At 64.1% G+C, this 10,786-nt stretch carries 12 protein-coding genes and 1 riboswitch; of the genes, 10 read left to right on the top strand and 2 right to left on the bottom strand.

Going from position 1 to position 10,786, the window contains the following annotated elements; genetic code table 11:
* Positions 1-7: 7 nt before the first annotated feature.
* From fabG1 to B4394_RS18165, 3 genes are all read left to right on the top strand, one after another.
* Positions 8-754, top strand: coding sequence for a 3-oxoacyl-ACP reductase FabG1 (gene fabG1 / locus B4394_RS18175; RefSeq protein ID WP_078315881.1), 747 nt, complete (start codon positions 8-10; stop codon positions 752-754).
* A gap of 75 nt (positions 755-829) precedes the next feature.
* A complete protein-coding gene (gene inhA / locus B4394_RS18170; RefSeq protein WP_078312000.1) occupies positions 830-1,639 on the top strand; it encodes an NADH-dependent enoyl-ACP reductase InhA in 810 nt (269 codons plus the stop codon).
* 17 nt (positions 1,640-1,656) lie between these two features.
* A complete protein-coding gene (locus B4394_RS18165) occupies positions 1,657-2,679 on the top strand; it encodes a ferrochelatase (RefSeq protein WP_078315880.1) in 1,023 nt (340 codons plus the stop codon).
* On the opposite strand, the gene B4394_RS18160 is transcribed toward B4394_RS18165, so the two are convergent.
* Positions 2,676-3,503 (bottom strand): Rv1486c family protein, encoded by an 828-nt coding sequence (locus tag B4394_RS18160; protein ID WP_078315879.1) that lies wholly within the window; start codon positions 3,501-3,503, stop codon positions 2,676-2,678. The two genes, B4394_RS18165 and B4394_RS18160, sit on opposite strands and share 4 nt — an antisense overlap.
* Before the next feature lie 65 nt (positions 3,504-3,568).
* On the opposite strand from B4394_RS18160, the gene B4394_RS18155 reads away from it, so the two are divergent.
* From B4394_RS18155 to B4394_RS18130, 7 genes are all read left to right on the top strand, one after another.
* Positions 3,569-3,994 (top strand): NfeD family protein, encoded by a 426-nt coding sequence (locus B4394_RS18155; protein WP_078315878.1) that lies wholly within the window; start codon positions 3,569-3,571, stop codon positions 3,992-3,994.
* Between the two features lie 30 nt (positions 3,995-4,024).
* Entirely contained in the window at positions 4,025-5,179 is a 1,155-nt protein-coding gene (locus B4394_RS18150; protein ID WP_078315877.1) for an SPFH domain-containing protein, read from the top strand.
* Positions 5,180-5,249: 70 nt separating this feature from the next.
* A riboswitch (M-box (ykoK) riboswitch) is annotated at positions 5,250-5,418 on the top strand.
* A gap of 233 nt (positions 5,419-5,651) precedes the next feature.
* Positions 5,652-5,789, top strand: a complete 138-nt coding sequence (locus B4394_RS25475) for a hypothetical protein (RefSeq protein WP_176138337.1) — start codon at positions 5,652-5,654, stop codon at positions 5,787-5,789.
* Positions 5,790-5,925: 136 nt separating this feature from the next.
* Positions 5,926-7,230: a magnesium transporter MgtE N-terminal domain-containing protein gene (locus tag B4394_RS18145; RefSeq protein WP_078315876.1), complete on the top strand. Its 1,305-nt coding sequence runs from the start codon at positions 5,926-5,928 to the stop codon at positions 7,228-7,230.
* Positions 7,227-8,948 (top strand): Nramp family divalent metal transporter, encoded by a 1,722-nt coding sequence (locus tag B4394_RS18140; protein WP_078315875.1) that lies wholly within the window; start codon positions 7,227-7,229, stop codon positions 8,946-8,948. The genes B4394_RS18145 and B4394_RS18140 overlap by 4 nt, the downstream gene beginning before the upstream one ends.
* Before the next feature lie 274 nt (positions 8,949-9,222).
* The gene (locus tag B4394_RS18135) at positions 9,223-9,591 is read left to right on the top strand and encodes a DoxX family protein (RefSeq protein ID WP_078315874.1); all 369 of its coding nucleotides are present in this window, start codon (positions 9,223-9,225) and stop codon (positions 9,589-9,591) included.
* Positions 9,588-9,962, top strand: coding sequence for a DoxX family protein (locus B4394_RS18130; protein ID WP_078315873.1), 375 nt, complete (start codon positions 9,588-9,590; stop codon positions 9,960-9,962). Before B4394_RS18135 ends, B4394_RS18130 begins: the two co-directional genes overlap by 4 nt.
* Here the strand turns inward: B4394_RS18130 and B4394_RS18125 are convergent.
* On the bottom strand, positions 9,959-10,690 hold the full coding sequence (locus B4394_RS18125; RefSeq protein ID WP_078315872.1) for a TVP38/TMEM64 family protein: 732 nt from the start codon (positions 10,688-10,690) through the stop codon (positions 9,959-9,961). The two genes, B4394_RS18130 and B4394_RS18125, sit on opposite strands and share 4 nt — an antisense overlap.
* Positions 10,691-10,786: the final 96 nt, after the last annotated feature.

The raw sequence follows: 10,786 nt of genomic DNA, 5'->3' as shown, positions 1-10,786 counted from the left end.
GACTCTCATGTCTGATGCTCTGGGCGCTAGCGTCGTCCGTCCCGCCTTTGTCTCTCGTTCTGTCCTGATTACCGGTGGTAACCGGGGTATCGGCCTGGCGATCGCGCAGCGTCTTGCCGACGACGGACACAAGGTGGCGGTGACCCACCGCGGGTCCGGTGTGCCGGAGGGCCTGTTCGGGGTGGAGTGCGATGTCACCGACAACGCCGCCGTCGACCGGGCCTTCAAAGAGGTCGAGGAGCACCAGGGCCCCGTCGAGGTGTTGGTGTCCAATGCCGGTATCGCGCAGGACGCATTCCTGATGCGGATGACCGAGGAGAAGTTTGAGCAGGTCATCAACGCGAACTTGACCGGGGCGTTCCGGGTCGCGCAGCGTGCCTCGCGCACTATGCAGCGGAAGCGCTTCGGCCGGATGATCTTCATCGGTTCGGTCTCGGGCACCTGGGGAATCGGCAATCAGGCCAACTATGCGGCCTCCAAGGCCGGCGTCATTGGCCTGGCACGCTCGATCGCCCGGGAGCTCTCCAAGGCGGGCGTCACCGCCAATGTCGTCGCGCCTGGCTTCATCGACACCGAGATGACCCGCGCGCTCGATGAGCGGGTCCAGGAGGGCGCACTCGAGTTCATCCCGGCCAAGCGGGTGGGCACTGCGGCCGAGGTCGCCGGGGTGGTCAGCTTCCTGGCGTCCGAAGATGCCAGTTACATCTCCGGTGCGGTCATCCCGGTTGATGGCGGCATGGGCATGGGCCACTAGGTACGGGAATTCCGCGGCGATGCGCCGCATGCGCGACGAGCAGTACGACGAGCGAGAACACAACTAAGGAGAATCGTGGCAGGGCTACTTGAGGGCAAGCGGATCCTGGTGACGGGCATCATCACCGATTCGTCGATCGCATTCCACATCGCAAAGGTCGCGCAGGAACAGGGGGCACAGCTGGTGCTCACCGGGTTCGACCGGTTGCGCCTCATTGAACGCATCACTCAGCGCCTTCCAGAGCCGGCGCCGCTGCTGGAGCTCAATGTGCAGGACGAGAAGCACCTGGACAGCCTTGCCGAGCGCGTCACCGAGGTGATCGGCGAAGGCAACAAGCTCGATGGCGTGGTGCACTCCATCGGTTTCATGCCGCAGACCGGCATGGGCTTGAATCCGTTTTTCGAGGCGCCGTTTGAGGACGTGTCCAAGGGCTTCCACATCTCGGCGTTCTCCTACGCATCGCTGGCCAAGGCAGTGTTGCCGATCATGAACCGCGGCGGCAGCATCGTGGGCATGGACTTCGATCCGACCCGCGCGATGCCGTTCTACAACTGGATGACCGTGGCCAAGAGCGCACTGGAATCGGTCAACCGGTTCGTCGCGCGCGAGGCGGGCGCTGCTGGCATTCGTTCGAATCTTGTTGCGGCCGGTCCTATTCGGACGCTCGCCATGAGTGCGATCGTCGGCGGTGCACTGGGCGATGAGGCCGGCAAGCAGATGAGCGTGCTTGAGGACGGCTGGGACCAGCGTGCCCCGATCGGCTGGGATATGAAGGACCCCACACCGGTCGCCAAGACCGTGTGTGCCCTGCTTTCGGATTGGCTGCCCGCGACCACCGGCGACATCATCTTCGCCGACGGTGGCGCGCACACACAGCTGCTCTGACCAGCGGACATTCGGCCGTGTTATTCGACGCTGTGCTCCTGCTGTCCTTCGGTGGTCCCGAGGGGCCGCAGGAAGTTCGGCCCTTCCTGGAGAACGTGACGCGCGGCCGCGGGGTTCCGCCGGAACGTCTCGACGAAGTGGCCGGGCACTACTTCCATTTCGGCGGCGTCTCGCCGATCAACGGAATCAATCGAGCGCTGATCGAGGAGATCTCGCGTCAACTAGAACTGGCCGGGCGCCCGCTGCCGGTGTTCTTCGGTAACCGCAATTGGCATCCCATGGTGGAAGAAACCGTTGCCGATATGCGCGACAAAGGGATTCAGCGGGCTGCCGTCTTCACGACTTCTGCCTGGGGTGGCTACTCGGGATGCACGCAGTACGTAGAGGATATCGCCCGGGCCCGCGCCGCGGTGGGGGACGGGGCGCCCGAGTTGGTGAAGCTTCGTCAGTACTTCGACCACCCGGCATTGGTGCAGCTGTACGCCGAGGCGGTCGTCGCCGCGGCTTCGGGCCTGCAGGGTGCACCTCGGCTGGTGTTCACCGCGCATTCGATCCCGATAGCCGCCGACCAGCGGCACGGCCCCGAGCTCTATAGCCGCCAGGTGCACTACCTCGCCGAGTTGGTCGCCGATGCCGCCGGATATCAGGATTACGACGTGGTGTGGCAGTCCCGCTCGGGCCCGCCACAGGTGCCATGGCTGGAGCCGGACATTGTTGATCATCTTGCGGCACTCAAAGATCGAGGAATCCGATCCGTGGTTGTGGCGCCGATCGGATTCGTGTCGGACCACCTGGAGGTGGTGTGGGACTTGGACAACGAGGCGCAGGAGTACGCGGCCGCGCACGACATCGAGTTCGCGCGGGCGGGGACACCGGGGGCAGACGAGCGATTCGCGCGCATCGCTGTGGACTTGATCGCTGAGATCGCAGATGGCCAGGCCCCGCTGCGTGCGGCGGGCAAGAATCCGGCCCCGGGATACGGGTTCAGCGTGAACGGCGCCCCATGTTCGCCCCTGTGCTGCGGCCGGCCGGAGGCCTAGGGCGCGGCGCCGATGATGGCGGCCGCGGCGGCCATCCGCGCCTCGCGCACCAGAATGACGAGAGGGCGTAACGCGTCGGCGACCGTTCCGTCGTCGAGCGCCCCGGGTGACTCCATGATCTCAGCCGCTGCCGTGGCAATGGCCTCAACCTGGTTGGCTGAATCGAGCACGCGGACCGCCCGGTGTGGCGCGTAGTCCGGCAGGCGGTGCCCGCGTAGCGTGGACAGCACATCTTCGACCAGGGAGCGAGGGTCGGCGTCCGTTGGGCCGACAACCCGATCCACGCGGCTGAGTGTCGCCGTGGCCGTTCGGACTGCCTGGCGTAGTTGATATTCGGCCTCGCCGAGGTCCGGGACCGCTTGTGCGGGGATGCGGGCAGGGAGCGAATACACCGTCCAGGACAGGCCGACCGTCTCGCCGCGGTCCTCGTCGTACTCCACGGCGGGAACCAATCCAATTGGGGTGGAATTGTTTTGGCGGTCGCTGAGCACAATCGCCTCGCTTGCCTCCATCGCATCACGCTGAAACTGGGTATTGGCGGGCAGACCCCGAGGGTCGCCGGGTGCGGGCAGAATCACCTGGATATCGGGCGAGCCGTGCGGCTGACCGGTCGCGGTACGGACCGTCTGCAGTAGGCCGATGGGGCCGTTATCGTCCATATCTGGCCACGAGAGACCCGTGTGCCCGGCGGCCACCGCGTCGTACGCGGTGACTAAATGTCTTGGCGCCCATGCGATGAGGGCGTCGATGACGTCGTCCGGCGCCGCGCGGCCCGCCAGCCACGCGCTTGCCCACACCGCCAGGGACACACTCGGATTCGCCATAGTGCTCGCAGTCTAAGGCTCCGTATCCGCCCCCACCAGTTGCCCACGCGGTCTAATGTGGAGCCATGCCGATTGTGTGGCTCGTCGCAGGCATCCTGCTCGCGGCCGCCGAGCTGATGACAGGTGACATGTTCCTGTTGATGCTGGGCGGTTCGGCGCTGGTCACGGCCGGTGCCGGGTGGGCGTTCGACATGCCGCTGTGGGCCGAGGGGCTGGTCTTCGTCATCAGCGCGGTGATTCTGCTGGTCGGTGTGCGGCCGGCGCTGCGGAAACGACTGACGGCAGGCCCGGTCCTGCATACCAATGCCAGGGCATTGGAGGGCAAGAGTGCCATCGTGATTGAACCGGTCGATGACGTCCATGGGCTGGTTCGGCTCGGCGGAGAGATGTGGTCCGCCCGCAGCCTGGAGAAGTCGGGTCGATTCGAACAGGGTGAGACGGTCACGGTTGTTCAGATCGACGGTGCGACGGCGGTTGTCGAGCAGATCTAGCGCAGTAACCTCAGTGACAGGAGTACGGGTATGGGAGTAGCTGCCGGAGCCTTTGTGCTGATCGTCTTGATCATCCTGGGCGTCACCATCGTGCTGAAGTCCGTGGCACTCGTCCCGCAGGCGGAGGCCGCGGTGATCGAGCGCCTGGGGCGGTATTCGAAGACCGTGAGCGGGCAGTTGACCATCCTGGTGCCCTTCGTCGACCGTATCCGGGCCAAGGTCGACCTGCGCGAACGGGTGGTGTCCTTCCCGCCCCAGCCGGTGATCACCGAGGACAACCTGACGGTGAACATCGACACCGTCGTCTACTTCCAGGTCACCAATCCGCAAGCTGCGGTGTACGAGATCAGCAACTACATCGTCGGTGTGGAACAGCTCACCACCACGACGCTGCGCAACGTGGTCGGTGGTATGACGCTGGAGCAGACGCTGACCTCGCGTGATCAGATCAACGGTCAGTTGCGCGGTGTGCTCGACGAGGCCACCGGACGCTGGGGCCTGCGCGTCGCCCGCGTCGAGCTGCGATCCATCGATCCGCCGCCCTCCGTGCAGGAGTCGATGGAAAAGCAGATGAAGGCCGACCGTGAGAAGCGCGCCATGATTTTGTCGGCCGAAGGTGCCAGGCAGGCGGCAATCCTGTCGGCAGAGGGGCAGAAGCAGGCCCAGATCCTCGCCGCTGAAGGTTCCCGGCAGTCGGCGATCCTCGCCGCCGAAGGCGAACGCCAGTCCCGCATCCTCCGTGCCGAGGGTGAGCGTGCCGCCCAATATCTACAGGCGCAGGGCCAAGCCAAGGCCATCGAAAAGGTCTTTGCCGCAGTGAAATCGGGTAAGCCGACTCCAGAGTTGTTGGCGTACCAGTATTTACAGACGTTACCGAAGATGGCCCAGGGTGAAGCCAACAAGGTGTGGCTCATACCCAGTGACTTCGGTTCGGCACTGCAGGGGTTCACCAAGCTGCTGGGTGCCCCAGGATCTGACGGCGTGTTCCGCTATGAACCGTCCCCGGACGATGAGTCCACCGAGCGTCCCGAGGATGACTCCGCAGAGGTTGCCGGGTGGTTCGAAACCAAGACCACGCCCGAAGTCGCTGCGGCAGTGGCCGCTGCGCAATCCGCGGCCCAGGAAATCGGTGCCGCGGATCCCGCGATCGACCCGGCGAGCCGTCACGGACTACCGGGGGCATGACACCCGCAGTGTCGGCACCGGCGTAGTCGCCTTGACAAGCAGATTCCTCCGGCCCATCATGGGTATCGGTTCAGCACCTTGCTAGGTGAGGCTCCTACGTGAATACAGGCCACTGATCTGACGACGTCGAGAGACGCCCAAGGTTAGGACAGGTCTTCCCGGACTAAGGGATGACCCGAAGTGGCTTCCGCGAGCGGACACGTCACGTAGTGCCGAAGCCCTGACGAGAGGGGTGCGTGCCGGGCGGCGTCGTTGTCCGGTATTTCTCTCTTGTGGTCGTTGTTCCGGCAGCAGGCGCCCGCGTGCGCCCCGACGGCAAGGAGGTGAGGCACAACCGTGATATCCGGAGACAGTCCGCATAGACAACAGCTGCCGCATACCTTGCTGCTCGTACGAGGGTGAAACCTCGCTTTAGTCAATACTTTTGACGCTTGCGTTCGGGTATGCGGCTTCCCTAAAAAGGAGTCCGATCATGAGCACAACATTCAACGCAGTACGCCGGGTGTGGACACGGCACCGGCTGACCCCGCAAGAGCGCGCCAATCTGCAGCTGGCCTACTCGCCGCTTGCGGTTGTTTCGGCGTCGCTAGGGGCGCACCCAACGCGGTAGCCCTCAGGGTGCTGCCATCGCAGCCACGCACAGCCGATTCACAGTGCGTGGACATTCGGAATTCATTCGAGCCCAATACGCTTCGGCCGCCCGCTGGGCGGTCGGAGCGTATTGGTTCAAACGCTGAGGAGTCGGCATGGCTACTTCGAATAAGGCGGCGACGCCGCGAGTAATCCAGTTCTCGGATCTGTTGAAGGCTCCGGTTGTTGCGCGCTCCGGCGACACGATCGGCCGGCTGGAGGATGTCATCGTTCGGTTCCGCGGGTCGGATGAGTACCCGCTCGTCACCGGGTACGTGGTCGACATGGGTGGGCGCAGGGTGTTCGTATCCTCGGATGTGATTTCCGTCGTGGCACCGCATCGAATTGAACTGAGTAAGAACAAGGTTGACCTGCGCGGCTTCGAACGCCGCGACGGCGAGTACCTGCTCGACGAGGACGTGCTCGACCATCGGTTCATCGACGTGGACAATGCCGAGCTGGTGCACGCCTACGATATCGAGCTCGTGGAAACAGCCGAGGGATGGATACTTGCCCGGCTCGATACGCGCCGTCCCGCAAGATTTTTCGGCCTGATCAAGGCCGGAGCGGGCCAGGCCGGTCGGGATTGGAAGGCATTCGAGCCAATGATCGGCCATGGTGGGTCGCTGCTGGCACGCCGCGTCGGGGGGAGGGTGAACACGCTCAAGCCCGCCGAGATCGCCGACCTGCTCGAGGAGGCCACCAAGGAGGAGGGTGGCGAGATCCTCGACCGCGTCCGTGACAACCCGGAGCTCGAGGCCGATGTGTTCGAGGAACTCGATTCGGACAAGGCCAGCAAGCTGTTCCAAGACATGTCCGATGCCGATGTCGCGGCTCTCCTTGGCCGGATGCGCGCCGACGACGCTGCCGATGCGATCTTCGATCTGCGGCAGTCGCGTCGGCGTGCGGTCTTGGACCTGATGCCGGGACCGCAACGTACCAAGGTGATCACGTTGATGGGGTTCAGCCCCGAGTCGGCCGGTGGTCTGATGAATGTCGACATTGTCTCCTGCGTGCTCGGTAGCACCGCCGGTGATGCTCTTGGTGCGATTTCTGCGGCGAAATCCCTGCAGCCGGAGGCACTCCTGAAGGTGCACGTGATTTCCGATAACGGCGAACTGGTGGGCGTGGTGTCGGTGATCCGGCTTTTGCAGGCCGATCCTGATGCTGCCGTGCAATCGATCATGGACGACGATCCGGTGCGCGTCGCCCCGGAGGCTGACCTGACCGACGTCGCACTGCTCATGGCCGACTACAACCTTGCCTTGATTCCCGTTGTAGACGAGGGAGACAAGGTGCTCGGCGTCGTGACCTATGACGATGTGCTGGCCGCGCTCATCCCGGAAGACTGGCGTCGCCGTGAGCCCGCCCCGCGTCCGGTACGCCAGGTCGCGTCGAGCCAGGACGGAGCCACGCCATGAGCGAAAACGGAATCGTCGACGCCTCCACGGAAAGCCCGGACAACCGCGTTGGTGCTGCGGCACAAGTAGTTACGGCCCAGCCAAGGAGCGCCGTCCTTGATTCGGCCCATCTGGGTGATATCGAAGGTGCGTTCGGCAAGATCAGTGTGAGCGATCCTGGCCAGGCACGCACCTTCAAAACGCGGATGGCGACGATGGCCGCCATCTTGGGGCCGGGCATCATCGTCATGGTCGGCGACAACGATGCGGGTGGTGTTGCGACGTACGCGCAGGCCGGTCAGAGCTATGGGTACAGCTTGCTGTGGGTGCTCTTGTTGCTCATCCCTGTTCTTATCGTCAACCAGGAGATGGTGGTTCGCCTCGGAGCGGTCACCGGAGTCGGACATGCACGGCTGATCAACGAACGATTCGGTCGTGGTTGGGGCTGGTTCTCCGTGGGCGACTTGTTCATCTTGAACTTCCTGACTCTTGTCACCGAATTCATTGGTGTCGCACTGGCTTCGGAGTACCTGGGAGTCTCGAAGTACTACACGGTGCCCCTCGCCGCAATCGCGCTGATTCTCATCATGGCCACCGGTAGCTTCCGCCGGTGGGAGCGCGCCATGTTCGTGTTCATTGTGATCACACTGTTGCAGATCCCCATGTTCTTGATGTCAGATCCGCAGTGGGGAAGGGCCGCCCACGGTTTCGTGGTGCCGGGCATCGACGGCGGAATCAGCTCGGGTGCTGTGCTACTGATCATCGCGATGGTGGGCACCACCGTCGCGCCGTGGCAGTTGTTCTTCCAGCAGTCCAACATCGTGGACAAGCGCATCACGCCGCGGTTCATCGGGTACGAACGCGCCGACACCGTCATCGGATCACTCGTCGTAGTGATCGGCGCCGCCGCCCTGGTCATGACGGCCGATTATGCGGCCCGTGCGACCGGCAACTCGGGCCCGGACAAATGGGGCGACGCTGGCGATGCGGGGATGATCGCCGACTGGCTGGGGCAGGTTCAGCCGTTGTTGGGCAAGATTTTCGCCATCGTCCTGCTGGATGCGTCCATCATCGGAGCGGCCGCAGTCACCCTGGCCACCAGTTACGCGTTCGGTGACACCTTTGGGCTCAAGCACTCTCTGCACCGCAACGTCAAGGACGCCAAACCGTTCTATCTGTCGTACACGGTGATGGTCGGTGTGGGAGCGGCCATTGTGCTGATCCCGAATGCCCCGCTCGGGCTCATGACTACCGCGGTGCAAGCACTGGCCGGCCTGCTCTTGCCCAGCGCGAGTGTGTTCCTGCTGTTGTTGTGCAATGACAAGGCGGTGTTGGGGCCGTGGGTCAACAAGGGGTGGCTCAACGTTGTGGCCGGACTCATCGTCGGTGTGCTGCTGTTCCTTTCCGGCATCTTGATGGCTACGACGCTGTTCCCGGATCTGGACGTCGTACAGGTCGCCGGTGACCTGGCCGTAGGCGTCGCGATACTCGCGGCGCTGGTCGGGATTGGTCTGTGGTGGGCATCGGGGAGACAACGCGCTGATCCGGCGGTCGCCGCGATGAACAAGGCCCTCGAGGGCGTTGACCCGCGGACCTGGCGCATGCCGCCGCTGGCATTGCTCGAACCGGTCTCTTGGAGTCCGGGCACCAAACTGGGGATGCTCGCGCTTAGGGGGTATCTGATTGTGGGCGCCATTCTGTTGGTGGTGAAGGCAATTCAACTCGCGCACGGGAGTTGAGCGACACTACCTTTGGCAATGCGTAATGAAATCGTTGGGAATACGCGGTCGCGCTGGACTGTCTCGGCGCGACCGCGTCCAATGAATGCATGAGTATCCGCGCGTTACGACGTTTCTGGGAGCGCCATCAGTTGACCCCGCAGGAGCGCGCCAACATGCAACTGGCCCACTCGCCGCTGGCGGTCATTTCCGCTTCTCTCGGAGCGCACGCTCCTCACTAGGCAGAATCGGCAGACCTATCGACGACGTGGTGTAGTAGTGGTTCACTGAGGCTATGAGCAATGACGCTTTCATATCTCCCCGAGTCCTCGCTTTGCTGGGTTCCTTCCAGGCTGTGGATGCGGTCCTCTGCGTCCAGCCGGTTCCCTATGTGGCTAAATGTCTTGACGACGTGCATTATCCGCAACACAACCGATGGATCTTCGCGCCGATCAAGGCCGCATCCGCGCTGGGACTGATAGGCGGAATCCGGTTCCCCTGGCTGGCGAAGCTCACACTGATCATGCTCACCGTCTACTTCAGTCTCGCGGTCGGCGCGCACGTGCGGGCACGTGACATGGGTCTGAACGCGATGTCGGCCTCGACACTGCTCACCACATACGGCGTCTTGGCCGCCAGGGGATTGGCGGCGAAATCGTCATGACAGGGCGGCTTTTGGCTAATCCGAAAGTGTTGAGCGCCCTAGCGGTCATCCAGGCCGCTGACGCCGCGGTCTGCGTTCGTCCGATCAGGCCCATCAAAGAGTCATTGGAGAAAGTGGGTTTGCCGCAACGGATCTGGTGGGTCCTGCCGGCCGTCAAGTTGGCGTCGGCAGCGGGGCTGATCGGCGGTATTCGGTGGGCGGCGCTGGGCCGATTGACCACGTTCATGCTCACCATCTACTTCACACTGGCGGTCGGGGCGCACATACGGGTGCGCGACAAGGCGCTCCACGCGCTGCCGGCGGCGAGCCTGTTGGTGTGGTTCGCCGTCCTCGCGGGCAAGGGATTCGAGGAGCGGAAACCTACCGCCTAGCCGCCGACCCGTTCGGGTTCGTCGGAGGTCTCAGGACTGGCGATCTCGGTGTGGGTGCGCTTGTAGCGGCGGATCTCGTAGAGGATGCCCAGAATGCCGACCACTGAGGTCGCCAACGAGACCACGAAAAGTGTGCCGCTGATGTGACCGGTGAGTGCGTCACCGAGCACGACGACAGCCAGAGTGCCGGGGAGCAGACCGACGAAGGTGGCCAGTGTGTAGGGCACCACGCGTACGGCGGAGGCGCCCGCCGCGTAGTTGAGGACCGAGAACGGTACCGCCGGGATGAGCCGCATCGACATCACCGCGATCCATCCGCGACGGCGTAACTGCTCGTCAACGCTCTTCACCGCCGGGCGGTGATGCAGCGTGCTGAGCTTCCACCCCAGCGCGCGCACCCCCCAGAGCGCCAAGACGGCGCTCGCGGTGCTTGCGACGACCGCCAGCAGGACACCGAGCTGCGTTCCGAAGAGCAGCCCGGCAGCGAGGGTGAAGGCGGTGCGCGGGAAGGGCAGCACCGTCACGATGGTGTGCGCGGCCAGGAAGGCGAGCGGGAACCATGGGCCGAGCTCACCAGCCCAATCCCTCATCTGGAGGGCGGTCGGCAGCGGAAGAAACAGCAGGGCCGCGCCCACGATGAGAACGGCCACACCGGTCCACAGCAGCTGACGTCGCGGGATCCGTCGCGCCATCGCGACGCCCGCGCCCCAGACCTGCCGGAATCCCATGATCGTCAAGCCTACGGAGCCCGGATGAACGAAGGGGACAGGACACGGGTGCAGCGGCGGCCACGCCCCCGTACTGGGCAGTAGTCGATGGCGTCA

Source organism: Mycobacterium sp. D16Q16, from assembly GCF_002013745.1.
Taxonomy (GTDB): domain Bacteria; phylum Actinomycetota; class Actinomycetes; order Mycobacteriales; family Mycobacteriaceae; genus Mycobacterium.
The sequence above is the reverse complement of the archived record's forward strand: the minus strand, read 5'-3'. Positions and strand labels throughout refer to the sequence as shown.

Excerpts from the sequence above, each read along its gene's own strand:
- B4394_RS18150 (WP_078315877.1), top strand. The coding sequence starts at position 4,025 with ATGGGAGTAGCTGCCGGAGCCTTTGTGCTGATCGTCTTGATCATCCTG.
- B4394_RS18140 (WP_078315875.1), top strand. The coding sequence starts at position 7,227 with ATGAGCGAAAACGGAATCGTCGACGCCTCCACGGAAAGCCCGGACAAC.
- B4394_RS18145 (WP_078315876.1), top strand. The coding sequence starts at position 5,926 with ATGGCTACTTCGAATAAGGCGGCGACGCCGCGAGTAATCCAGTTCTCG.
- B4394_RS25475 (WP_176138337.1), top strand. The coding sequence starts at position 5,652 with ATGAGCACAACATTCAACGCAGTACGCCGGGTGTGGACACGGCACCGG.
- fabG1 (WP_078315881.1), top strand. The coding sequence starts at position 8 with ATGTCTGATGCTCTGGGCGCTAGCGTCGTCCGTCCCGCCTTTGTCTCT.
- B4394_RS18135 (WP_078315874.1), top strand. The coding sequence starts at position 9,223 with ATGAGCAATGACGCTTTCATATCTCCCCGAGTCCTCGCTTTGCTGGGT.
- B4394_RS18155 (WP_078315878.1), top strand. The coding sequence starts at position 3,569 with ATGCCGATTGTGTGGCTCGTCGCAGGCATCCTGCTCGCGGCCGCCGAG.
- B4394_RS18125 (WP_078315872.1), bottom strand. The coding sequence starts at position 10,690 with ATGGGATTCCGGCAGGTCTGGGGCGCGGGCGTCGCGATGGCGCGACGG.
- B4394_RS18160 (WP_078315879.1), bottom strand. The coding sequence starts at position 3,503 with ATGGCGAATCCGAGTGTGTCCCTGGCGGTGTGGGCAAGCGCGTGGCTG.
- B4394_RS18130 (WP_078315873.1), top strand. The coding sequence starts at position 9,588 with ATGACAGGGCGGCTTTTGGCTAATCCGAAAGTGTTGAGCGCCCTAGCG.